A 22,725-nucleotide genomic window follows, 5' to 3' on the forward strand; every position below is an offset into this window, starting at 1 on the left:
TTACGCTTCTTGCTCTGTTGTTTCGTCTTCAATACCTAATTCTTTTTTAATCCAGTCGTAACCTTCAGCTTCTAGACGTTGTGCAAGCTCAGGGCCACCAGATTTAACGATACGACCGTTCATCATAACGTGAACGAAGTCTGGAGTGATGTAGTTTAATAAACGTTGATAATGCGTAATCATTAGGCAACCGAACTCTTCGCCGCGCATTTCGTTAATACCTTTAGATACAACTTTTAATGCATCGATATCAAGACCTGAGTCGATTTCATCTAAGATTGCGATTTTTGGCTCAATCATCATTAATTGAAGGATTTCATTACGTTTTTTCTCTCCACCAGAGAAACCTTCGTTTAAGTAACGTTGTGCCATTTCTGGATCCATTTCTAGGAATTCCATGTTTTTATCTAATGTACGGATAAATTTCATAAGAGAAATTTCATCGCCTTCTTCACGACGTGCGTTAATTGCAGAACGTAAGAAGTCAGCGTTTGTTACTCCGCTAATTTCACTTGGATATTGCATTGCTAGGAATAGACCTGCTTGTGCGCGCTCGTCTACTTCCATTTCTAATACATCTTCACCGTCGATGATGATGCTACCTTCTGTTACTTCATACTTTGGGTGACCCATAATTGCAGAAGATAAAGTTGATTTACCTGTTCCGTTAGGTCCCATAATTGCGTGGATTTCTCCACCTTTTACTTCAAGGTTTACACCCTTTAAAATTTCTTTGCCATCAATTGATACGTGTAAGTCTTTAACCGTTAATGTAGAACCAGCCATCTCAATACCTCCATTAATCCTATATATACATTTTAAAAATTCCTAAAACGTTCATATTCTCATTTTATTCTCATTCTAATTTTATATCAAATAAAATGATATCGCAAACGACGAAAAAAAGTAACCGTTTTTTCACAAATGTATATAAGTATTTCCTTCACATCTTTCTATGATACACCTTTCTTCTTATTTATATAAAGAAAAAAGGACTGGTAATTTTCCAGCCCTTTCCTTATATTTATTCACTTACCGGAAGTACAGCACCTTTATATTCTTTATTAATAAAATCTTGAATTTCTTTTGAATGTAGCACTTCTACTAGCTCTTTAATTTCTTTTTTCTTCTCATCACCTTTACGAACTGCAATGATGTTTGCATACGGAGAGTCCGCTCCTTCAATCGCAATTGCATCCTTTGTTGGATTTAATTTTGCATCAATTGCATAGTTTGAATTAATAAATAAAGCATCACCTTCATTATTTTCATACAGCTTTGGTGACAATCCAGGCTCTACATCTGTTTTAAACTTTAAGTTTTTCGGATTTTCGACTACATCTTTTACTGTTGCCTTAACAACATCTACTCCGTCTTTTAATTTAATAACGCCGCCTTTTTGTAACAGTGCTAGCATACGGCCACGCTCCGCTACGTTATTACTCATAATCACTGTCCCGCCATCTGGTAAGTCTTTTAAGCTTTTATACTTCTTAGAATAAATACCCATCGGCTCTAAATGGATTTTTCCTGCGTTTACAATTTTATATCCCTTTTCTTGAATTTCTTTATCTAAGTACGGAATATGCTGGAAGTAGTTCGCATCAATTTCTTTATCCGCTAACGCTTTATTTGGCAGTACATAATCCTGAAACTTTTTAATCTCTAACTTAATGCCTTTTTTCTCTAATATCGGCTGTGCCTTTTCTAAAATAACAGCGTGCGGCACGTTAGAAGCTCCCACAACAAGCTTATTCTCTTCCTTCCCTCCGCAAGCAGCTAATGTAAATACAGATAATGCTGTAACAACTGACAATAGAATCTTTTTCATATGACGTCCCCTTCTCCCTATAGTTATGTAGTAAAAAAGGACCGGCATACACCAGCCCTTTTTCAGCAATTATTCTTTTACAGGAACAACTGCACCTTTATATTCTTTAGTAATAAAGTCTTCAATTTCTTTAGAATGTAATACTTCTACAAGCTCTTTAATCGCTTTTTTATCTTTATCACCTTTACGAACCACTAGTACGTTTGCGTATGGAGAATCATCGCCTTCAATTGCAATTGCATCTTTTTCTGGGTTTAATTTCGCATCAATTGCATAGTTCGAGTTAATTAAAACAGCGTCGCCTTCTTTATTGTTATACACTTGTGGCAACAAACCAGGCTCAATATCCGTTTTGAATTTTAAGTGTTTCGGATTATCTGCAATATCTTTTGGAGTTGCACTAACTGGATCTACTCCGTCTTTAATTTTTAAAATGCCTTCTTTTTGTAAAATTGCTAAACCACGTCCATGGTCAGTAACGGAATTACTCATAATAATTGTCGCCCCGTCTGGAAGTTCTTTTAAACTCTTATATTTTTGAGAATATACACCAATTGGTTCAATATGAATTTTCCCTGCTATTTCAAAATCATATTTTTTATCTTTAATTTCTTTTTCTAAATATGGAATGTGCTGGAAATAGTTTGCATCTAATTCCTTATCCGCTAACGATTTATTTGGCAACACGTAATCTTGGAATTTTTTCACTTCTAATTCAATTCCTTTTTTCTCAAGTAACGGTTTTGCTTTTTCTAAAATTTCAGCATGCGGTACGTTAGAAGCACCAACAACAAGTTTCTTTTCATCTTTATCTTTCCCGCCACAAGCAGCTAACCCAAAAATTGAAGTTGAAATAAGTGCCGTAAGTAATAATTTTTTCATTTAAAATATCCTCCCGTTTTTATTATCGTTTATCTATTCGAGTCGTTAAACTATCACCAATCCACTGGATTAAAAATACAACTAGTAATACACAAATTGTCGCAACGATTGTTACATCGTTATTCCCTCTCTGGAATCCTTCTAAGTAAGCAAGTGTTCCAAGGCCACCAGCACCAACAACTCCCGCCATTGCTGTATAGCCTACTAAAGCAATTGTCGTAACCGTAATACCAGATACTAATGCTGGTAATGATTCTGGAATTAACACTTTCAAAATAATTGTGCTTGTTTTTGCTCCCATTGCTTTTGAAGCTTCAATTACACCTTTATCAATTTCGCGAAGTGCAATTTCGACCATTCTCGCGTAGAATGGTGCGGCTCCAATAATTAAAGCCGGCAGAGCTGCACTTGCTCCAAGAATTGTTCCAAGAAGAATCTTTGTAAATGGGATTAATAAAATAATTAAAATGATGAACGGTATAGAGCGGAATATATTTACGAATGCTCCAATCACCGTATTAATTGATTTGTTTTCCCATAAATTATCTTTTGCTGTCATGAAGAGTAACAATCCTAAAATTAGTCCTAAAACAAATGTCGCAAGGGCTGCGATTGCCGTCATATATAACGTTTCACCAGTTGCTTCTAACATTTGATTCCAATCAACATTTGCGAGTAACTTATCCATGTGCAATCACCTCCAGCTCTACTTGATCTTGATGAATTCCTTCTATTGCTTGCTGGATCGCTGTTTCCTCACCATTTAAATGAACAACTAAACTACCGTAAGAACCGTTATTCGTTTGTGCAATATTTCCTTGCAAAATGCTAACTTCTATATCACTGCGTTGCATTAATCGTTGAAGCACTGGTCTTTCTACAGCCTCACCGATAAACTGCAAACGAATTACTTTTCCATCTGGATATTTTTCAATTAAATTTTCAATTGTTTCATTTGTATCTTCAGAATCTGTTAACTGCTGTACAAATCGTTTCGTAATATCTTGCTTCGGATTACGGAATACATCAAGTACTGGACCTGTTTCTACAATCTTTCCTCTCTCCATTACCGCCACTCGGTTACAAATCTTTCGAATCACGTGCATTTCATGTGTAATGAGTACAATTGTTAAACCAAGACGCTTATTAATGTCTAATAGTAAATCTAAAATTTGATCTGTCGTTTCCGGATCAAGAGCTGACGTTGCTTCATCACATAAAAGCACTTGTGGATTGTTAGCTAATGCTCTTGCAATCCCGACGCGTTGCTTTTGTCCTCCACTCAGCTGAGATGGGTACGCGTCTCCTCTTCCTTCTAATCCAACAAGATGAATTAATTCATCAACACGTTTTCTTCTCTTCGCTTTATCAACACCTGCAATTTCAAGTGGAAACTCAATATTTTCACGTACAGTTCGTGACCAAAGTAAGTTGAAGTGTTGAAAAATCATTCCGATTTCTTGTCTTGCCTTACGAAGTTCACTTCCTGTAATTGCTGATATAACACGATTCGCAATTGTAATTTGGCCAGAAGTCGGTTTCTCTAACTGATTAAACAATCTGATTAACGAACTTTTTCCAGCGCCGCTATATCCAATAACACCAAATATTTCGCCTTTTTCTATTTTTAAATTGGCGTTATCTACAGCAGTGACATCACCGCTTTTCGCCTTATATATTTTCTTTACGTTCTCTAATAGAATCATGATGTTCACCCCTTTTTTGTTTGGATCGACTCCGCAATTTTTTATTTTTAATGCGTGTAGTCCAATGTTATCATTACTTTTATTATTTGAATGTCCTCCACATTCAAACAATAAAAAAACCTTTCTGCTTTAGAGAAGCAGAAAGGTTTATATGCGTATATAACAACATTATCCCTCTCTCTCATCTCTCAAAGCATTCGCTTTGCAGGAATTGGCACCATTTCAACATAAGTTGACGGTTGCCGGGCTTCACAGGGCACAGTCCCTCCACCTCTCTTGATAAGAGAAATCAGATTCAATTTTCGTCTGATTTGAAATTTATGAAATTGTCTATATTTTATGACTTGAATTGTATCAATATACACTCACCATGTCAACAGAAATTTTCGCAAAAAATGAAACTTCAGAATTTTAAGCACCTACTGACATCGGTTTACATATATGAAACATCGATTCCACTAATAACATCGTTCGGTACGTTCCTGAATATTGTACACGTCCATCGTTCATTAACATTTGCAATCGTACATTTCCATTCACCAATTGTTCTATATCCTTTTCATCTAAGCAAATGATTTGTTCCGTTCCTCTTTCCTCATGTACCAGCTCTATATAATCTCTTGAAATTTGTAACGAACAACTTTCATCTCCAAAGCGAAAATTAACAGTTTTTTCTTCTTGTCTTAAAAGCGGTTCTAAATGATATTGACCATTAGCGTAATTTACAAATGATTGAAGCAAAGAATATAATCTCACCCTAAATCACATCCTTCATATCACTTTCTATTACATACCATTCCCTCTCACTAAAGAGCAATCCTGTTATTTTCGCTCGACAAATACTGTATCCACCCTGCATCTCGACATATTTCCCAAGAAATATGTCGAGGCGGCAAAAATTTTGCCGCCTACTTTAATTCCGTATATAAATATTCAACCGAATGAAATGCGTATATCTTCTTCATCAGTGTCCCATTTTCAAAAACAAGTAAACAAGGTACACTTTCAATCCCATACTCTTTCGCTAAATACGGAGCATAATTTAAATCTAACATCCCAATTTTGAGGCCTTCAATTGTCATCTCAACAACTGTTAACATCTTTTTTGCTAATTGGCATGTTCCACACATTGGAGTATATACATATAATACTGTTTTTTCTTCGTTCTCTATTAGGGCTGTAGCTTCGGCTCCTGTCCAATCAATCACTTCTATCATTCCTTACCGTAAATATTCTGTATAAACGTCAATGTCGGCTCCCCATAATACATTTGCTAAGTGTGTAGATGGCGCAGTTGCCACTTCTCGGTACGAGCGATCAATATAGATATGCTCGGCTTGCGGAAATTCTTTTCGAAATTGTTTCCTTAACTTTTCTCCAGCATCATCAGCATCCACTAGCACATACACTTCCTTATCAAAAAACTGATCAACGAGCTCATCCATTTTCGACAAACCAATTGTACCATTTGTACAAACAATTTCCACCGGTTCACGAATAATAGATTCAATCTTTCTTCTATCTGATGTACCTTCTACAATAATGACTTTTTCTACATAAATCATATGTCATCACCCGATCACCATATACTATATAACCTTGAACTTAGTATATAGTATATTCGTTATTTTCATGTTGTTTCCTGTTTATTTTTGCAAAAGAAAAGCGGAAGCGGCTCGTTTAGAACAGGAGGGCATTGGAACTCCTGAACTAGAGGCGCCTTTTGCCTCAAGTGAAGGAGTGAAATGACCGACTGTTCTAGCCGCTGGAGCTAGACAACGAAAAGCGGAACCGACTGTTTAGCCCTGTTGGCTAAGGTTCTTTCGTACAGAAGACGCTTTTTGTCTTCTCGTACGGAAGGTTCTTAGACATGAAGGGCTAGGAGGTGGAGCTGGACAATGAAAAGCGCAAGCGGCTCGTTTAGATTGTGAAGACTTATGAAACCTTACCACAAAACAGTTTTTCTCATAATAGCTTATTTATTTACATATAACTTGAATTTCATTATTTCACACAAAATAAAAAAGGACAGCACAAAGGCTGTCCTTTAGTCGACTACAATTAGTCTTGGTTTGTCATTTCTGCATATTTTTCTGCAGTTAATAACTTCTCAACTTGGCTTGCATCAGAAAGTTCAACTTTAACCATCCATGCACCCTCGTATGGAGATTCGTTAACAAGTTCTGGTTGGTCACTTAATTCTTCGTTTACTGCTACAACTTTACCGCTTACAGGTGCGTATAACTCAGAAACTGTTTTAACAGATTCTACGCTTCCGAATGGCTCGTCAGCTTCGATTGTTGCACCTACTTCAGGAAGTTCAACGAATACGATATCGCCTAGCTCACCTTGTGCAAAGTGAGTGATACCGATAACAACTTCATTACCTTCAGTTTTTACCCATTCGTGTTCTTCAGAGTAACGTAAATTATTTGGAATGCTCATGACTGTACCTCCAGTGAATGTATTAATTATGTAAAAATACCTTATTGGTACTTTTTCCACACACTTTCAAACTGCTCTTCGTTAAAACCAAGTGTTACATTCGTTCCATCTGTTACAATTGGACGTTTAATCAACATGCCATCAGATGCTAAAAGCTCATACATTTCGTCTTCGCTTGCATCTTTCAACTTATCTTTTAGACCAAGTTCACGGTAACGCATTCCACTTGTATTAAAGAATTTTTTTAATGGTAATTCACTTTTTTCATGTAAATTACGTAAATCTTCTTTTGATGGTGGATTTTCAACAATATGAATCATCTCATATGCTACATCGTTTGCCTCAAACCATTTCTTTGCCTTTTGACATGTGCCACACTTTGGATATGAATAAAATGTTACTGTCATAAATTCACCTACTTTTTTACTAACCTTTACCTTTATCATATAGAAAACGTTTTGTTATTTCAAACCATTATTCGCTAAACTTTTACTTATTTCGTGATAATTTTTAATAATCCTGCGAATTTTTCTTATTTTTCCGCCATTTGTTAAGAAAAAAATAAATATATAAATTTTTTAGATTCTGCACCAAACATATATCTTAAACAAGCGTTTGATTAATTCTCCATTTTTCTTTCTTAACCTTTGAACTACAGGAGTTTCTTCCTACCGAACATACAGCTTAAACAAACGTTTGATTAATTCTCCATTTCTCTTTGTTAACCATTGAGTTACATCAGTTTCTTCCTACCGAACATACAGCTTAAACAAACGTTTGATTAAAAAATAAGAAGCCTCGTTTACAGGCTCCCTCATCATCTATTCAAATAATCTGCGATGGTTTGAAATACGACGATATACATATTATGAATACTTTCTTCTGTATTTCCACCATTAGATAAACCAATTGCCCATTGTTGCCCTTCACCACTTCCGATATTTGCAAAGCCTTGCGTATACATAGCATTTACATCTTTTCGTGCACTGTTATACTCTATTCCTTTTGTAATAAAAATTGAATATGATTTATCTTGTAAACCGATAAAAAACACTGGTTTCTTTAGCGATGAAAATACATTTTTATACTGCTCTGTTGAGGCTTCTTGAAAGTGATCTTTCATTATTAGAAAACCATCCACTTCCTTAGATTTCTTTTCCAGTTCCTCTAACTTCATTTCTTCAAACTTTACATTCCTAAACGTATCTTTCGGCTTTTCTCCAACAACTCCAATTACGAGTGCTCTTCCGTTATATTCTAATTTCTCTCCTGCTTTATCCTTTGCACACCCAGCACCTACTAGGCATATCAATATAAAAAATAAGAAATACGATAAACGCTTCATTTAGCACCCTCTCCTTCTTTTTAGTCAAGTGACAAAAACGTAAGGTTAATTCAAGAAAATGTAAGTAAAATCGATAGCCCAATTCACGTTTCTATATTATAATCAATTGAATTTACTTACATTACTAAACATAGGAGATCAACATGAAGAAATTTAAACTTTCATCTTTTCTTCCGTTAAGTTATATACTTCTACTCGTGCTCGTAAGTCCCCTTTACGACGTATTAAATAAATCGACTGTTCACGCAGTAGACGTTACAACTGTAGTAGATGATTGGATTCCATTTGTAAAAGCATTTATTATTCCTTATTTACTTTGGTTTCCATACTTATACGGCGCACTTATTTATTACTGCTTTGCTGACCGAAAGCAATATTATGTCACTTTAAGTAGTGTTATTTTTGGAAAGCTTGCTTGTTTTTCTATTTATTATTTTTGGCAAACAACTGTACCGCGTCCGACTGTCGTTGGAACAGATGTATTTTCTGAACTAGTTCGCTATATTTATAGTATCGATCAACCTGTAAACTGTTTCCCTAGCATTCACGTTCTTACTACATTCGTAATTATGTTAGCTGCCTTTAAGCGTAGAGAACAGCATGCTTTTGAATATTACATCCTTACTTTCTTCGGTACACTTATTATTTTATCAACGCTATTTACGAAGCAGCATGCCTTTGTAGATGCCGTTTCTGGAATGACGCTTGCAAGCATACTTTACTTCGGCGTTCAGCTCTTATTGGCCAAAGAACCGATAAGAGTTCCAGTAAAACAAAATCATAGAATGTAGCATGACAAAAAAGCAGACTGTGGCTTCTCAGTCTGCTTTTATCTATTAGTAAGGAGATTTTCAACTTAAGATTGCGGTACAGTCATATCACCAGAGTGAATACGACCTGCTTTTTTAAGAGCAATGTAAAGTATATAAGAAACAGCTACTGGAATGACGATATAAGTAATTACCATCGCCGGGAGAACTTCCCATCCTTGGCTGGAAATTAAATTAATTGGTGCGATAAGAGAACTTAATCCAAGACCTGCAATTTCCTTTCCTGCTTCCAGTTGGAAAATTAATGCGGATACTGGACCGACTATAGCACTGGCAACGACAGTTGGGACGAGAATCATTGGATTTTTAGTGATATTTGGTAACTGTACTTTCGGAGTACAAAGTGCTTGAGCTAATATGCCACCTAAATTATTTTCTTTCGCTGAGATGACAGAGAATCCGATAAACTGAGCGACGCATCCGGCAAGAGCAGCACCACCTGCAACACCGTCTAAGCTAAGTGCAATTGCTAACGCAGCTGATGAAGCTGGAGAGATAAGTAATAGTCCCCAAACGACTGCAATGACGATAGAAGCGATGAATGGGCTACCAGCTGAGCTATCTTTAATAAACGCTCCAACTGTATTTAAAACAGGAGTAATATTATGAGATAACCAAATACCAACTAAACCAGAACCTAATATGGCCGCAAATGGAACGAGCATCATATCTAACGCAGTTTTTCCACTTAAACGTTTACCAATATATACAGCTAAAGTTGCTGTTAATAATGCACCGATTGGCTCACCTGTTTTAATAATTAGACCAGCTTCAGTAATTGAAATGGATCCGGCACCAATTGCTCCGGCTACCATCGCTGAGAAGATTACAAGACCGTTTGCACCGAGCATAAAAGCAATTCCGGCACCAATTGCCGGTGCCATTAGTGATTTTGCAACAACTCCGATTGTAATAAGTAATGGTATATCAACAATTCTTCCTATATTTTCGATCAGTAAACCAATTCCGAGGGATACGAAAATACCTTGTGCGATTCCAGCAGATGCTTTAAATACACGAGACATTATATATTCCTTCATTTGTTTCACCTTCTTCTATAAGTTAGTAACCAATTGTTTTCATATAATCACGTAAAATATCGTTTGATTTTGCGAATCGAGATTCTTCATCCTCTGTTAAATTGAGTTCTACAACTTCTCTTATACCGTCTCTAGTAATAATAGCTGGTACTCCTGTACAAATATCATATTCACCATACTCACCATCTAAAATGGCTGATACAGCAATGACACGGTGATCATCATTAAAGATTGAACTCGCAATATATGCTAGAGAATTTCCAATTCCGTAATAAGTAGTTCCTTTACGTTTATAAATTTCCCAACCAGCTTTTGCAGTCTTCTCAACAATTTCATCTAAATCTATTTCACCAAATCGTTCTTTTTGTTCTTCTAAAATTTGCAGAATTGGCTTTCCACCAACAGTTACATGAGACCAAGCAACCATTTGAGAATCACCATGTTCTCCTAATGAATACCCATGAATACTACGAGGGTCTACATGTAGCATTTCAGATAAAATTGTTCTTAAGCGAGAAGAATCTAGTGATGTACCAGTACCGATTACGCGATTTCTAGGTAATCCAGATAATTTCCACACTTCATATGTAATAATATCAACTGGGTTCGATGCAAGTAAGAAAATACCATCAAATCCACTTTCCATTACGCCGCCAACAACACTTTCCATAATCTTCGCACTCGCTCCTAAAGTATCTAAGCGACTTTGCCCTGGTTTTGGTGCTGGCCCTGCTGTAATAATAACAATGTCCATATCTTTGCAGTCTTCATAGCTTCCTGCATATACTTTTGTTCTTGTATTTGTAAAGTTAATGCAATGTGATAAATCCATTGCTTCCCCAACTGCACGTTCATGATTTATATCAATTAATAATAGCTCTTCACAAATCCCTTGATTTACAATGGAATACGCACAACTTGATCCAACTAATCCAGTACCGATAATTGCAATTTTTCTTGTATGTCTTTTCATAGCAATCTCTCCTAATTGATCATATAATCTATTTCTTTTGCTCTTTACACTCCTAATTATAAAGGTTCTCACGATAGAAATCATGGATACTTTGTGAAATATTGAGCAAATCGTTTGTCCTTTTTGTGAATTGTTATATTCCATTTTCGTCATATTTGTTACAGCTGGAAAAATATTTATTATGTATTTATTGACATATAAAAAAGAAGACGAGCGAATAAATTCGCTCGTCTTCTTTTTCCTGTTATTCCGCACTTAATTGACTTTTTAATTGCTGCACAATCATCGGATTCGCAGGTGCTGCCGGTTTGTAATAACTTTTTTGCTTTGCGTACTCATACATATTACGTTGGCGCATTTCATCTTGATTACGAATTTGAATTAACGTTTGGTGTAACTGTTCATTATCAGACTGAGCAATATAATTTGCATAACTTGTTAAACTTGCATTTAATCCTGCTAAATAATCATTTACCATATCTTTTTCATTCATGTTCCGCTTCCTCCTATCCTAGGAAAGTCATTAATTGCTGTTTCGTATTTCGTGCATCTTGCGCATCCTTTTGTAACATTTGTTTCAATTGTGGATCTGTACACGTCTGTGCATACTGCTCCAACTTGTTAATAATTGTTGCGTGTCCACCAATTAAATGACGTAAGTTTTCTACTTCAAGCTCTGTTAAATTTTGCATGGAATACTCCTACCTTTCTTCTTTCATTCTCCTTTAGTATTCTGTTCTTTTTAAATCGTATTCATGAAAAAGCTTTCTTACATTTCAAATCAATCACATCTATTTATAAATACAAAAAAATGTTATAATTACAGAAAAATACAAATATTCAAAAGCTAACCTTATAATAACAGTATAATCCTCAAACAAACCATGGTAGGAAGGTGTGCTCATGCAAAAATATGTTAAAGTTATCTTCTTTATCATTTACGCAATCCTCTATGTAAAACTGTTGATTGATATATTAAATTTAAAGCCGTTATTCACTTCTATAGCTTTACATATGTTATTTCTCATTTGCTTTCTATTTATAGCACTTAACAATTATAAAAATCGTAACACTACATTTTTCCTATTGTTTATTAGTGCAACTCTATTAGTAAGTATTAGCTTCATTAAAAGTATTCTTATATAAAGGAGCAATAAACATGAAAACACATGACTTCCTTACAGAAATCCAGAAGGGCTCTGAGCCTAGTCCCTATCAAGACCCCATCGTATTCAGTTTCGTTTGCTTTTTCTTAGCGATATATACATTTTTCAAACCTGCAAAATAATATCATTTCATAAGAAAAAGCCTACCATTCTTTTCGAATCATATGCACAAAAAAACCTTAGAATCACTTCTAAGGTTTTTGTTTGCTTTGCTTCTTATTCACGTAATCCTTTAATAAACGTTTCCAACAATACATGTAAACTCGTATCTAAATCTAGCGGCAAACCAAATCCCCCTTGCTGTTCAATCGACGCAAATCCATGACAAATACTTCTGAATCCGCGTGTCGCATGAAGTGCATTCTCTCCTTCTAAGCCATACTGTTGTAATACTTGAAGACAAAGCTTTACAATTCCGTCACCTGCTTTTCTTACTTCTTCATCTCGTAAAAAAGTTGCTTCATATAGTCCAGGATGTTTTCGGACAAATGCTACATACGCTTCTCCTAATGCATGAATTGCTTCGTCCGTATATTTACCCTCAGTAGCTTCTTCTAGTCTGTTATGCAGCTGTTTGATTCCGTAAATACCAAGATTTTTCCGTACATCTTGTAACCCTTTTACATGATTATATAGTGAGGGCGAACGTATCCCTAACCTTTGCGCTAATGAAGCTAACGTTACTTCTTGTATTCCATTTGTATCTGCAATTTCTGCCGCTGTTTCTACAATTTTTTGTAATGTAAGTCCGATTCTCGGTGACATAAATTACCCCTCTTTCTTACTTTCTATATTCCGCTTAGCTTCCTTAATAGCAAGTTTTATGACAGTGTCTGGATTCTTTATCATTTTCCCATGTCCTGCCGCAAGTAAGGAAGGCTCATATTCGCTTAACTTCTCTGCACTTTGTAATGATATTTCTTTGCTCCACGTTGCCATCGCAGGAAACGGAAACCAAAATTTCATTTGTCCCGAAACAGCCATACCTCCTCTTGTTTGGAATGCATCCCCAACAATAAGAGCTTTATTCCGTACATCAAGAAACGACATGGATCCTGGTGTATGTCCCGGTGTCATAATTGCAAGAAGCGATCCAACTCGGTCGCCATCTTCTAATAAAACATCAGGTACCGTTTTTACTTTTTTAGGTACACCGCCTTTTATCGGTATATTCGGTTCATCCTTTTGTAACGTCGTATCTCCTTCTAACAGCTTTGCGTCCCGCTTAGAAATATAGACTGGAACATGAGGAAGTACTTCCTTTAATGCATCTAATGCACCGATGTGATCATCATGCGCATGTGTTAATACAATTTTAGTAATTGGTTTTCCTATTTTCTCAGCCGCCTGTAAAATACCTTTTGCGCTATATGGCAAAGCCGCATCAATTAAAGTTAAACCATCTTCTTCCTCTACAAAGTAACAATTTACAGGAAACGCTCTTGGCAAAAATGACAATTGATATAACGTTTTTTCATGTATCATCCTCATAGTCCCATCTCCCTTTTCACGAAAACTAATGCCATTAGTTTTATTATACTAATAGCATTAGTTTTATACCACTAAAAAATTTCTTTTTTTCAAAAAAAAGAACAGTAGCCGTATAAACGACTACTGTTCTTTAAAGATATTAAACTGTATAACGCTCATCTTCTAAAATTTTCGCAGCGATTTCACGTTTCTTCGGAATTACGTTAAGTGGTGTGTGGCGAGTTAATTTACGTAATGATGATAACATCATGCGCAGCATGTCGCCATTTTCAACTGCGATAAGTGTTTCTTTCGCATCTGCTTCGATTTCGTTGAATGCTTCTTGGCAGAATACTTCAGTGTATAACACTTTTTGTTTATTCTTTTCAAGACCAGTTGTTTTAATTGCTTTTTCTGTACGAAGAACAGCTGACTCCATTGCGTATAGGTTGCTTACGATGTCAGCGATATTCACAAGAATTTCTTGCTCTTTATCTAATGCTTTACCGTATTTTTGAGCCGCTAATCCAGCTACCATTAAGCCGATTTTCTTCGCATTAGTTACTAAATACTTTTGAAGTGCTAATGGCTCATCGCCTACTTCTTCTGGCATCATCATCATTAACTCTTCTTGTAATTTTTGTGCTTTTTGAAGAAGTGGTAATTCACCTTTCATCGCTTTACGTAAGAACGTACCTGGTACAATTAGGCGGTTAATTTCGTTCGTTCCTTCGAAAATACGGTTAATACGAGAATCACGGTACATTCTTTCAATCTCGTATTCTGCCATAAATCCGTAACCACCGTGAATTTGAACACCTTCATCTACTGTATAGTCTAATACTTCAGAACCAAATACTTTGTTTAAAGAGCACTCGATTGCATATTCAGCGATAGAAGCTGCTACTGCTTTACCATCTTTTACTTCTTCTTCAGATAATGTGCTCATGCGGCTTTCGAATAAACCTACTGTACGATATACAGAGCTTTCAGCTGCATATGTTTTTGCTGCCATATTCGCAAGTTTCTCTTGAATTAATGGGAAGCGAGCGATTGGTTGTTTGAACTGTTGACGTTGGTTTGCATATTGTGCTGAAATTTCTACTGCACGTTTCGCAGATCCAACTGTACCAACACCTAATTTATAACGACCGATATTTAAAATGTTGAATGCGATAATATGACCTTTACCGATTTCGCCAAGTAAGTTTTCTTTCGGTACTAACGCATCTTCTAAAATTAACGTACGAGTTGAAGAACATTTAATACCCATTTTCTTTTCTTCTGGGCTTGTAGATACGCCAGCGTAGTCTTTCTCTACGATAAATGCTGAGAAGTGCTCGCCATCTATTTTTGCATATACAACGAATACGTCAGCGAATGCAGAGTTTGTAATCCACTGTTTTTCACCGTTTAATACATAATGTGTACCTTCTGCATTTAAACGTGCAGTTGTTTTTGCGCCTAATGCGTCAGATCCTGAACCTGGCTCTGTTAATGCGTATGCAGCTAATTTTTCACCAGTTGCAAGTAATGGTAAATACTTTTTCTTTTGCTCTTCGTTACCGAATAATACGATTGGTAAAGATCCGATACCTACGTGAGCACCGTGAGTAATTGCAAAACCACCAGCGCGAGAGAATTTCTCTGCGATTAACGCTGAGCTTACTTTATCAAGACCAATTCCGCCGTACTCTTCTGGTACGTCAGCGCCTAATAAACCAAGTTCTCCAGCTTCTTTTAAAAGACGAACTGAACGATCAAACTCATGTTGCTCTAAATATTCAAGCTCTGGAAGAACTTCATTTACGATAAAGTCCTCTGTCGTTTTAGCAATCATTTTATGCTCAGATGAAAAATCTTCTGGCGTAAACACTTGATCAATCGTAATCTCATCTACTAAAAAGCTACCGCCTTTAACCGCATTTCCTACTGTTTTTTCCATGAAAATTTCCTCCTTCATATTTTCATGAGCCGCTTCTCTCTTTTTGAAAGAAGCTGGCTCTCCCTTTTGTTTTTATAAACCTTTGTTGCTTCCATTTTTTTTTATAATCCAGTTCCAGCGGCTAGAATGTTCGGTGGCTTCGCTTCTTCCTACGAGGCAAAGAGCGCCTCTACGTCTGAAGCTCCATCCCCCTCACATTCTGAACAAGCCGCTTCCACTTTTTTTCATAATCCAGTTCCAGTGGCTAAAACAGTCGGTCGTTTCACCCCTTCCTGTGAGGCAAAAAGCGCCTCTTCGTCAAGGCTTCCAACGCCCTCCTGTTCTAAACGAGCCACCTGCACTTTTTAAAGTAATTCAAATACTCCCGCTGCTCCCATTCCGCCGCCGATACACATTGTTACGATACCAAATTGTTCGTTGCGGCGTTTCATTTCGTGAATAAGAGATAGTGTTAGTTTTGCTCCTGTACAGCCAAGTGGATGTCCAAGTGCGATTGCACCACCGTTTACGTTTACTTTTTCTTCATCTAAACCAAGTTCACGAATAACTTGAATGGATTGAGAAGCAAATGCTTCATTTAGTTCGAATAAGCCAATATCAGATAACTCTAAGCCAGCTAGTTTTAACGCTTTTGGAATTGCAGCGATTGGGCCGATTCCCATTACTTCTGGTGGTACGCCAGCTACTGCAAATGAACGGAATTTCGCAAGTGGCTTCATGCCATCGCTCACTGCTTTTTCGCGATCCATTAATAATACAGATGCTGCACCATCACTCATTTGTGAAGAGTTACCAGCCGTTACAGAACCGCGAACGTTAAATGCTGGACGTAATTTTCCTAAAATGTCTAGTGTCGTCTCTGCTCTTACACCTTCGTCTTGTGCGAAAGTGATTGTTTCTTCTTGAAGTTTATTGTTTGATCCAACCGAGCGTAACGTCACATCTACAGGTACTGTTTCATCAGCAAAGTTTCCTGCAGCTAATGCTTTCGCAGCACGTTGATGACTTCTTACTGCAAATGCATCTTGCTCTTCACGAGAAATTCCATATTTCACAGCAACTTGCTCTGCTGTATGTCCCATACCCATATAATATTCTGGAGCCGCTTCTACAAGGCGACTATTCGGACGAACAACGTGTCCCATCATTGGAACTAAACTCATTGATTCTGCTCCGCCTGATAATACAGCTTCAGAGTGACCAAGCATAATACGCTCAGCTCCGTAAGCGATACTTTGTAAACCTGAAGAACAGTAACGGTTAATCGTAATAGCTGGAACATCGTAAGAAAGTCCTGCTAATCCGCCGATATTACGAGCCATATTTAAACCTTGCTCTGCTTCTGGCATCGCACAACCGAAAATTAAATCATCGATTGGTCCTTCATAATTCGCACGCTTTAACGTTTCCTTTACTACTAACGCCCCTAGATCGTCAGGACGAACTGTTTTTAATGAACCCCTCTTTGCTTTTCCAATTGGTGTTCTTGCTCCCGCAACAATGACAGCTTCTCTCATGAACGATATCTCCCCTCGTTATTAGTTACGTAATGGCTTTCCTTTTACAAGCATGTGCTGCATTCTTGCTTGTGATTTCATCTCACTTACTAAGCTAATAAATGCTTCACGTTCTACATCTAATAAATATTGCTCATCAACCTCTGTTCCGTACGGCACTTTTCCGCCCGCAATGACATATGCAAGTTTCTTAGCAATGTGAAGATCGTACTCTGAAATGTAACCAGATAAATGCATTGCTTCCGCACCAAGTGCAAGAGTTGCATATCCTGTTTCCCCAACAACTGGTATCTTTTTACGGATCGGCGCTTTATAACCAGCTTCATATAAAGCAAGTGCTTTCTGTTTCGCATCGTATAGTAAGTGATCACCATTCACACTAATACCATCTTTATCACCTAAGAAGTTATGAGAAACTGCTTCTTGTCCTGAAGTTGAAACTTTCGCCATTGCGACTGTTTCGAACACTTTATTTGCAACTTTTTGCAGATCAAACTCTACACCGTTTGCCATTTTGTTTAAGTGTTTAATGTATAGCTCTTTATTACCGCCTCCGCCAGGGATTAAGCCAACACCAACTTCTACTAAGCCCATATACGTTTCACTAGAAGCTTGAATGCTCGCTGCTGGTAAGCAAACTTCTGTACCTCCGCCAAGCGTCATACCATATGGTGCTGCTACAACTGGCTTAGAAGAGTACTTAATTTTCGTCATTGCATCTTGGAAGTTTTTCACAACCCACTCAATTTCAAAGTAGTTGTCGTCTTGTGCTTCCATTAAGATCATTGCTAGGTTCGCACCAACGCAGAAGTTCTTCGATTGGTTACCGATAACAAGACCTTTATAATTCTTTTCTACTTCATCAACAGCGTAGTTAATCATTTGCGTAATATCCATACCGATTGCATTGCTCTTCGAATGGAACTCTAAGCAAAGGATGCCGTCGCCTAAATCAATTAAGCTCGCTCCGCTATTTTTCTTTAATACACCATTTTTTGCTTTTAATTGCTTAAGAGAAATTGCTTTTTTATTACGCTCGATTAGCTTATATTCGCCATTATCGTAATAGTAGCTATCGCCGTTATCATGTTTATAGAAAGTAGTGAAACCTTTCTCTAACATTTCTTTCACCCAAGTAGGAACAACTACGCCGTTTTCTTCCATCTTTTGAACAGATTTTTCAACGCCGATTGCATCCCACACTTCAAATGGCCCTTGCTCCCAGCCGAAGCCCCACTTCATCGCTTGGTCAATTGCAACGATATCGTCAGCAATTTCTTTATGAAGTTTTGCAGAGTATAAAAGAGTTGGTGTAATGATGTTCCATAATAACTCTCCTGCACGGTCTTTCGCGTATACAAGCGCTTTCAATTTATTCGCTAATCCTTTTTCTTGTTTACTTAACTCTACGGATGCAGCTTTTAATTTTTTACGCGCTTCGTATTCCATCGTTTCAGGATTTAATTCTAAAATTTCTTTTCCTTGTTTTAAGAAGAAGCCTTGCCCCGTTTTACTTCCAAGCCATTTTTTCTCAAGCATGTCATGCATGAAAGCTGGTACTTTAAATACATCACGCTCTTCTTCTTGCACATTTTCATATACGTTATTTGCAACGTGTACGAATGTATCTAAACCGACAACATCTAATGTGCGGAACGTTGCGCTCTTCGGACGACCAATAAGTGGGCCTGTTACAGAATCAACTTCCCCAATGCTATAGCCGCGTTTTACCATCTCTTGAAGAGTAACAAGTAAACCATACGTACCGATGCGGTTTCCAATAAAGTTTGGTGTATCTTTTGCGATAACAACGCCTTTTCCAAGAACGTCTTCGCCAAATAGTTTCATGAAGCTTAATACTTGTGGATCTGTTTCTTTCGTCGGTATTACCTCTAGAAGTTTTAAATATCGTGGTGGGTTAAAAAAGTGTGTGCCTAAGAAGTGTTTCTGGAAGTCGTCTGAACGACCTTCTGCCATTTTTTCAACTGAAATGCCTGACGTATTCGAGCTTACAATTGAGCCCGGTTTACGAACAGCGTCTACTTTTTCAAATAATTTCTTTTTAATATCTAAGTTTTCAACTACTACTTCAATAATCCAATCTACATCAGCTAGACGCTCAAGATCATCTTCTAAGTTACCTGCTTCAATCAGTGCTAGATTTCCTTTCACTGTCAGAGGAGCTGGTTTTTGCTTTAATAGTTTTTGCACAGCCGTATTACTAAAACGATTTCTCACACTTTTATGTTCTAATGTAAGTCCCTTCGCTTCTTCTTCTTTTGTAAGCGCAGGTGGTACAATATCAAGCAATAATGTCGGAATACCAATATTAGCTAAGTGTGCCGCAATTCCCGAACCCATTACGCCTGAACCTAGAACAGCAGCCTTTTTAATTTGGAACATCCAATTCTCCCCCTATTCTTGAATGAATGCTCATTCAATTTTTCGACATAAGTCGCAATCAATGAGTGAGCCTCTACTAATAAATATATGATACTGTTTAAATTTTCGCAATATATTTATTGATAAAATTTTCTGAAATAAATATTTTTCTTTCATTTGGCCATGCTATATATGTATTTTCTTCACTAAAATACACTTTCCCTTTTTATAATCTGACGAAACTGGAGGAATATATATGGCAAAACTTAAGAAGAACCCTTCAAAGGCTGGAATTAGTGCAGCTAGTGTAACTGGAAATGCAGGTCCGCATAACCACGGCGTGGAAAAAGGACGTCAAGGTAATAACCAACAATATAAAAAGCATAATATGGGCGAAAAATAACGCTATATTTTTGGGCAGAGAACGTGGCATAATGATTAATGGCTGCTTTTTCTGCCCAATTTATTTGTAACAAATGAGGGAATTATAATGAAACGAACAATAGTTATGATTGTAATGATTGCTACACTATTTACAGGGATGATTTTCTTCTCTTATGCACAAAGACAACAAGCTGTAAGAGCTGATCAACCCAACATTACTGGGCAATACGGAGTTACAATCGATGCAGACACAGGTGAAATTTTGTATGGGAAACGTGAAGACGAACGCTCTTATCCGGCTAGTATAGCCAAAATGATGACAACCCTTCTTTTACTAGAGAATGTAAAAGAAGATGAAGAAATTACAGTTACAGAAAACGCAATTAAAACAGAAAGTCAAAGCAAGAAAATTAAACTTCGTGCTGGAGAAAAATTAAAGCGTGATGAGGCATTAAAACTTATGCTTATCATTAGTGCAGATCCAATAGCTGAATCCATCGCAGAACATATTGCAGGATCAAAAAATGAATTTGTAAAAATGATGAATGCTAGAGCGAAGGAACTTGGTACAAAGCATGCGACTTTCAAAAACGCAAGTGGTGCTGATGCACTTGGAAATAAAGTATCGCCATATGACATTGCTATTATTACGAAAGAAGCATTAAAGTATCCAGTTGTTTTAGAATATATGAATTCAACGCGTACAACTCTACATACTTCAGAACGCTCTCCAAACATCGCAAACTACGGACGAGAAGAACTATATGACGATCCATATGCGATTGGAAGTAAAAGCGGTCTATCAGCACTTGGCAAATATACAGTCGTAACAGTGGATGAAAAAGACGGTAAACGTGTCATTAATGTTGTATTATCTTCTACCCGCAAGCAACTGTATCCTGATACGAAGAAAATGGCACATTATGCATTTCAGCAATTAAAATAACCAAGGAGTATTTTCTCCTTGGTTATTTTTTAACCATACCTTTTAATACGAACGCAACGTTTGCTGGACGCTCTGCTAGACGACGCATGAAATATCCATACCAGTCGTTTCCATAAGGTACGTAAACACGCATTTTGTAGCCTTCTTTTACTAGCTCAAGTTGACGCTCATTACGAATACCATATAACATTTGGAATTCAAATTGATCCCTTGGAATGTTGTGTTCTTCAGCAAGTTTTTTTGTATATTCAATAATCGCTTCGTCATGTGAAGCAATTGCAGTATAATTTCCATTTAATAAGTGCATTTTAATAATTTTTTTATAATTGTCATCTACATCTTTCTTGTCTGGGAACGCCACTTCTTCAGGTTCTTTATAAGCACCTTTTACAAGACGTAAATTCGGATTATAAGCATTTAAATCTTCAATATCTTTTTCTGTACGATATAGGTAAGCTTGAATAACAGTACCAATATTATCGTATTCAGATTTTAATTGTTTAAAGATATCAATTGTTTTACCACAGCGTGTATAGTCTTCCATATCAATGGTAACGAACACACCATTTTCTTTCGCCGCTTCTAAAATACGGCGCATATTGTTCATTACGATTTCATCAGAGATATCTAATCCCATAGAAGTCATCTTTAAAGAAAGCTGCGAATCAAGACCTTCTCTTCCAATTGCACGGATCGCTTCAATCGATTGGTTAGCCATTTCATTTGCTTCCGCTTCATTATCAACGAATTCCCCTAAATAATCGATTGTTACACAAAGTCCTTGCTTGTTCAATTGTTTAATAGCTGCTGTCGCTAATTCAATTGTCTCCCCTGCGACAAAGCGACCTGCACCAAAGCGTAAACCGTACTTTTTAGCCAGTTTTGTTAGCGCTTTATTTTTTGACAAGAAAAGAAACGAATTTCGCATTAATTGTTCCATGTAATTCACCCCTATGACTGTAATTTATCTGTTTTTTACCCCTCTTCAAAATTATATCATTGTTTAAAATTATTGGATACAAATAATTATTTAGATAATTTATAAAATACTATAAAAACATTTAAAACCCTATATTTTCGCTTATAAATATAACTGAAATATTTTTCGACATTTAGAAAAATGGAGTTTAATAGGCATAAAATAGGCATGTCGAAAATATTCGACATGCCTATAAAACCCTTTATATTCCATGTAAATTATATAAGGATATTAATACAGAAAACTTACGATTATATTTCCCTCAAGTTTTTTTATTGCTCATTTCGCTTCTCTTCATTCAGCCTTTTAATATCTGTAATTAACTGCACCATCTCTTCTTTCGCATCTGGATAAGTTTCATTCCAATGCTTTACTAAAGCTGGCATCGTCTTAGCTATGTAAGAATACAGTGCCCACTTCTGTACCTGTTCTTTTCTCTCTTCATTGCTCTCTCCAAGTAACAGCTCAGTGTATTTCTCCAGTAAACCATCAAACTGCTCGTTAAACTTTTCACTCATTTTATTTACCCCCTATATGAAAAAAGCAGCGAAAATCGCTGCTTTTCTTTATAATTTTGATCGAACAGAGTTTAATTTTTTCTCCATTGTGCTTACTTTATCACGACGATCATCAATACGAATAGTTGTTGCAACACGCTGTGCACCTTTCGTATATGGAACTTCATGCATTTGTTGAATTACTTCTAGAATGACAGGAAGATCTCCTTCAATAATTGTATTCATCGGTGTTAATTGATACTTCACGCGATCCGCATTTTTCTCTAGCACCTTTTGTACTTCTGCTACATATTCACTAACACTTGGATTACCTGTTCCTACTGGAATAATCGATACATCAACAATTGCCATAGTAGTCTTCCTCCT

The 22,725-nt window shown here is 36.7% G+C and carries 26 protein-coding genes and 1 riboswitch; of the genes, 3 read left to right on the plus strand and 23 right to left on the minus strand.

The features are described 5' to 3' along the window. The 11 genes from sufC to ACXKY9_RS24800 form a co-directional block, all read right to left on the minus strand. Positions 1-786 (minus strand): Fe-S cluster assembly ATPase SufC, encoded by a 786-nt coding sequence (gene sufC / locus ACXKY9_RS24750; RefSeq protein WP_000929160.1) that lies wholly within the window; start codon positions 784-786, stop codon positions 1-3. Between the two features lie 238 nt (positions 787-1,024). Beyond that, complete coding sequence (metQ, locus tag ACXKY9_RS24755) at positions 1,025-1,831, minus strand: methionine ABC transporter substrate-binding lipoprotein MetQ (protein ID WP_000722399.1); 807 nt, start codon at positions 1,829-1,831, stop codon at positions 1,025-1,027. Between the two features lie 69 nt (positions 1,832-1,900). Next, positions 1,901-2,713, minus strand: coding sequence for a methionine ABC transporter substrate-binding lipoprotein MetQ (metQ, locus tag ACXKY9_RS24760; protein WP_000735096.1), 813 nt, complete (start codon positions 2,711-2,713; stop codon positions 1,901-1,903). 22 nt (positions 2,714-2,735) lie between these two features. Next, positions 2,736-3,401, minus strand: coding sequence for a methionine ABC transporter permease (locus tag ACXKY9_RS24765; RefSeq protein WP_000359401.1), 666 nt, complete (start codon positions 3,399-3,401; stop codon positions 2,736-2,738). Then, positions 3,394-4,419: a methionine ABC transporter ATP-binding protein gene (locus tag ACXKY9_RS24770; RefSeq protein WP_000601778.1), complete on the minus strand. Its 1,026-nt coding sequence runs from the start codon at positions 4,417-4,419 to the stop codon at positions 3,394-3,396. The genes ACXKY9_RS24765 and ACXKY9_RS24770 overlap by 8 nt, the downstream gene beginning before the upstream one ends. 178 nt (positions 4,420-4,597) lie before the next feature. Then, a riboswitch (SAM riboswitch) is annotated at positions 4,598-4,705 on the minus strand. 125 nt (positions 4,706-4,830) lie between these two features. Further along, complete coding sequence (locus ACXKY9_RS24775) at positions 4,831-5,175, minus strand: hypothetical protein (protein WP_001242139.1); 345 nt, start codon at positions 5,173-5,175, stop codon at positions 4,831-4,833. A 152-nt stretch (positions 5,176-5,327) separates the two neighbouring features. Continuing rightward, on the minus strand, positions 5,328-5,636 hold the full coding sequence (locus tag ACXKY9_RS24780) for a thioredoxin family protein (RefSeq protein WP_002062684.1): 309 nt from the start codon (positions 5,634-5,636) through the stop codon (positions 5,328-5,330). A 3-nt stretch (positions 5,637-5,639) separates the two neighbouring features. After that, positions 5,640-5,984, minus strand: coding sequence for a toprim domain-containing protein (locus ACXKY9_RS24785; protein ID WP_000640870.1), 345 nt, complete (start codon positions 5,982-5,984; stop codon positions 5,640-5,642). A gap of 496 nt (positions 5,985-6,480) precedes the next feature. After that, positions 6,481-6,864 carry a glycine cleavage system protein GcvH gene (gene gcvH, locus ACXKY9_RS24790; protein WP_000026896.1) on the minus strand — a complete coding sequence of 128 codons (384 nt, stop codon included), beginning with the start codon at positions 6,862-6,864 and terminating at the stop codon, positions 6,481-6,483. Positions 6,865-6,905: 41 nt separating this feature from the next. After that, a complete protein-coding gene (locus ACXKY9_RS24795) occupies positions 6,906-7,271 on the minus strand; it encodes an arsenate reductase family protein (RefSeq protein WP_000218968.1) in 366 nt (121 codons plus the stop codon). Between the two features lie 410 nt (positions 7,272-7,681). Continuing rightward, entirely contained in the window at positions 7,682-8,209 is a 528-nt protein-coding gene (locus ACXKY9_RS24800) for a hypothetical protein (RefSeq protein ID WP_000826869.1), read from the minus strand. Positions 8,210-8,352: 143 nt separating this feature from the next. Between ACXKY9_RS24800 and ACXKY9_RS24805 the strand changes: the two genes are divergently transcribed. Continuing rightward, entirely contained in the window at positions 8,353-9,000 is a 648-nt protein-coding gene (locus ACXKY9_RS24805) for a phosphatase PAP2 family protein (RefSeq protein WP_000713772.1), read from the plus strand. Positions 9,001-9,065: 65 nt separating this feature from the next. Here ACXKY9_RS24805 and ACXKY9_RS24810 read toward each other — a convergent pair whose 3' ends face one another. The 9 genes from ACXKY9_RS24810 to ACXKY9_RS24850 form a co-directional block, all read right to left on the minus strand. Beyond that, a complete protein-coding gene (locus ACXKY9_RS24810; RefSeq protein ID WP_000666178.1) occupies positions 9,066-10,079 on the minus strand; it encodes a PTS sugar transporter subunit IIC in 1,014 nt (337 codons plus the stop codon). A gap of 22 nt (positions 10,080-10,101) precedes the next feature. Next, positions 10,102-11,052 (minus strand): L-lactate dehydrogenase, encoded by a 951-nt coding sequence (locus ACXKY9_RS24815; RefSeq protein WP_000820650.1) that lies wholly within the window; start codon positions 11,050-11,052, stop codon positions 10,102-10,104. A gap of 244 nt (positions 11,053-11,296) precedes the next feature. Beyond that, entirely contained in the window at positions 11,297-11,545 is a 249-nt protein-coding gene (locus ACXKY9_RS24820) for a spore coat protein (RefSeq protein WP_001002987.1), read from the minus strand. Positions 11,546-11,558: 13 nt separating this feature from the next. Continuing rightward, positions 11,559-11,744: a hypothetical protein gene (locus tag ACXKY9_RS24825; RefSeq protein WP_001180555.1), complete on the minus strand. Its 186-nt coding sequence runs from the start codon at positions 11,742-11,744 to the stop codon at positions 11,559-11,561. A gap of 690 nt (positions 11,745-12,434) precedes the next feature. Further along, positions 12,435-12,983 carry a TetR/AcrR family transcriptional regulator gene (locus ACXKY9_RS24830; protein WP_000074939.1) on the minus strand — a complete coding sequence of 183 codons (549 nt, stop codon included), beginning with the start codon at positions 12,981-12,983 and terminating at the stop codon, positions 12,435-12,437. Between the two features lie 3 nt (positions 12,984-12,986). Beyond that, positions 12,987-13,709 carry an MBL fold metallo-hydrolase gene (locus ACXKY9_RS24835; RefSeq protein WP_001242325.1) on the minus strand — a complete coding sequence of 241 codons (723 nt, stop codon included), beginning with the start codon at positions 13,707-13,709 and terminating at the stop codon, positions 12,987-12,989. A gap of 139 nt (positions 13,710-13,848) precedes the next feature. Beyond that, positions 13,849-15,633 carry an acyl-CoA dehydrogenase FadE gene (locus ACXKY9_RS24840; protein WP_000416291.1) on the minus strand — a complete coding sequence of 595 codons (1,785 nt, stop codon included), beginning with the start codon at positions 15,631-15,633 and terminating at the stop codon, positions 13,849-13,851. A 344-nt stretch (positions 15,634-15,977) separates the two neighbouring features. Continuing rightward, positions 15,978-17,150 carry an acetyl-CoA C-acetyltransferase gene (locus tag ACXKY9_RS24845; RefSeq protein WP_001206324.1) on the minus strand — a complete coding sequence of 391 codons (1,173 nt, stop codon included), beginning with the start codon at positions 17,148-17,150 and terminating at the stop codon, positions 15,978-15,980. Positions 17,151-17,171: 21 nt separating this feature from the next. After that, positions 17,172-19,553: a 3-hydroxyacyl-CoA dehydrogenase/enoyl-CoA hydratase family protein gene (locus ACXKY9_RS24850; protein WP_000486378.1), complete on the minus strand. Its 2,382-nt coding sequence runs from the start codon at positions 19,551-19,553 to the stop codon at positions 17,172-17,174. A 235-nt stretch (positions 19,554-19,788) separates the two neighbouring features. Between ACXKY9_RS24850 and ACXKY9_RS24855 the strand changes: the two genes are divergently transcribed. Continuing rightward, positions 19,789-19,935, plus strand: a complete 147-nt coding sequence (locus ACXKY9_RS24855; RefSeq protein WP_001096344.1) for a YuzL family protein — start codon at positions 19,789-19,791, stop codon at positions 19,933-19,935. An 87-nt stretch (positions 19,936-20,022) separates the two neighbouring features. After that, positions 20,023-20,862, plus strand: a complete 840-nt coding sequence (locus ACXKY9_RS24860; protein WP_000831461.1) for a D-alanyl-D-alanine carboxypeptidase family protein — start codon at positions 20,023-20,025, stop codon at positions 20,860-20,862. A 22-nt stretch (positions 20,863-20,884) separates the two neighbouring features. Here ACXKY9_RS24860 and ACXKY9_RS24865 read toward each other — a convergent pair whose 3' ends face one another. The 3 genes from ACXKY9_RS24865 to ACXKY9_RS24875 form a co-directional block, all read right to left on the minus strand. Next, positions 20,885-21,802, minus strand: a complete 918-nt coding sequence (locus ACXKY9_RS24865) for a proline dehydrogenase family protein (protein ID WP_000436772.1) — start codon at positions 21,800-21,802, stop codon at positions 20,885-20,887. Between the two features lie 311 nt (positions 21,803-22,113). After that, positions 22,114-22,359: a YusU family protein gene (locus ACXKY9_RS24870; RefSeq protein WP_001290594.1), complete on the minus strand. Its 246-nt coding sequence runs from the start codon at positions 22,357-22,359 to the stop codon at positions 22,114-22,116. Between the two features lie 48 nt (positions 22,360-22,407). Then, positions 22,408-22,710: an MTH1187 family thiamine-binding protein gene (locus ACXKY9_RS24875; RefSeq protein ID WP_001018860.1), complete on the minus strand. Its 303-nt coding sequence runs from the start codon at positions 22,708-22,710 to the stop codon at positions 22,408-22,410. Positions 22,711-22,725: the final 15 nt, after the last annotated feature.

The organism is Bacillus sp. 2175 (assembly GCF_057812155.1).

Bases quoted from the DNA above. Each gene is read 5' to 3' on its own strand.
- gcvH (WP_000026896.1), bottom strand. From the start codon at position 6,864: ATGAGCATTCCAAATAATTTACGTTACTCTGAAGAACACGAATGGGTA.
- ACXKY9_RS24815 (WP_000820650.1), bottom strand. From the start codon at position 11,052: ATGAAAAGACATACAAGAAAAATTGCAATTATCGGTACTGGATTAGTT.
- ACXKY9_RS24870 (WP_001290594.1), bottom strand. From the start codon at position 22,359: ATGAGTGAAAAGTTTAACGAGCAGTTTGATGGTTTACTGGAGAAATAC.
- ACXKY9_RS24850 (WP_000486378.1), bottom strand. From the start codon at position 19,553: ATGTTCCAAATTAAAAAGGCTGCTGTTCTAGGTTCAGGCGTAATGGGT.
- ACXKY9_RS24800 (WP_000826869.1), bottom strand. From the start codon at position 8,209: ATGAAGCGTTTATCGTATTTCTTATTTTTTATATTGATATGCCTAGTA.
- ACXKY9_RS24860 (WP_000831461.1), top strand. From the start codon at position 20,023: ATGAAACGAACAATAGTTATGATTGTAATGATTGCTACACTATTTACA.
- ACXKY9_RS24840 (WP_000416291.1), bottom strand. From the start codon at position 15,633: ATGGAAAAAACAGTAGGAAATGCGGTTAAAGGCGGTAGCTTTTTAGTA.
- ACXKY9_RS24770 (WP_000601778.1), bottom strand. From the start codon at position 4,419: ATGATTCTATTAGAGAACGTAAAGAAAATATATAAGGCGAAAAGCGGT.
- ACXKY9_RS24810 (WP_000666178.1), bottom strand. From the start codon at position 10,079: ATGAAGGAATATATAATGTCTCGTGTATTTAAAGCATCTGCTGGAATC.
- ACXKY9_RS24805 (WP_000713772.1), top strand. From the start codon at position 8,353: ATGAAGAAATTTAAACTTTCATCTTTTCTTCCGTTAAGTTATATACTT.
- ACXKY9_RS24875 (WP_001018860.1), bottom strand. From the start codon at position 22,710: ATGGCAATTGTTGATGTATCGATTATTCCAGTAGGAACAGGTAATCCA.
- sufC (WP_000929160.1), bottom strand. From the start codon at position 786: ATGGCTGGTTCTACATTAACGGTTAAAGACTTACACGTATCAATTGAT.
- ACXKY9_RS24765 (WP_000359401.1), bottom strand. From the start codon at position 3,401: ATGGATAAGTTACTCGCAAATGTTGATTGGAATCAAATGTTAGAAGCA.
- ACXKY9_RS24820 (WP_001002987.1), bottom strand. From the start codon at position 11,545: ATGAATGAAAAAGATATGGTAAATGATTATTTAGCAGGATTAAATGCA.
- metQ (WP_000735096.1), bottom strand. From the start codon at position 2,713: ATGAAAAAATTATTACTTACGGCACTTATTTCAACTTCAATTTTTGGG.
- ACXKY9_RS24785 (WP_000640870.1), bottom strand. From the start codon at position 5,984: ATGATTTATGTAGAAAAAGTCATTATTGTAGAAGGTACATCAGATAGA.
- ACXKY9_RS24835 (WP_001242325.1), bottom strand. From the start codon at position 13,709: ATGAGGATGATACATGAAAAAACGTTATATCAATTGTCATTTTTGCCA.
- ACXKY9_RS24855 (WP_001096344.1), top strand. From the start codon at position 19,789: ATGGCAAAACTTAAGAAGAACCCTTCAAAGGCTGGAATTAGTGCAGCT.
- ACXKY9_RS24865 (WP_000436772.1), bottom strand. From the start codon at position 21,802: ATGGAACAATTAATGCGAAATTCGTTTCTTTTCTTGTCAAAAAATAAA.
- ACXKY9_RS24830 (WP_000074939.1), bottom strand. From the start codon at position 12,983: ATGTCACCGAGAATCGGACTTACATTACAAAAAATTGTAGAAACAGCG.
- metQ (WP_000722399.1), bottom strand. From the start codon at position 1,831: ATGAAAAAGATTCTATTGTCAGTTGTTACAGCATTATCTGTATTTACA.
- ACXKY9_RS24825 (WP_001180555.1), bottom strand. From the start codon at position 11,744: ATGCAAAATTTAACAGAGCTTGAAGTAGAAAACTTACGTCATTTAATT.
- ACXKY9_RS24780 (WP_002062684.1), bottom strand. From the start codon at position 5,636: ATGATAGAAGTGATTGATTGGACAGGAGCCGAAGCTACAGCCCTAATA.
- ACXKY9_RS24845 (WP_001206324.1), bottom strand. From the start codon at position 17,150: ATGAGAGAAGCTGTCATTGTTGCGGGAGCAAGAACACCAATTGGAAAA.
- ACXKY9_RS24795 (WP_000218968.1), bottom strand. From the start codon at position 7,271: ATGACAGTAACATTTTATTCATATCCAAAGTGTGGCACATGTCAAAAG.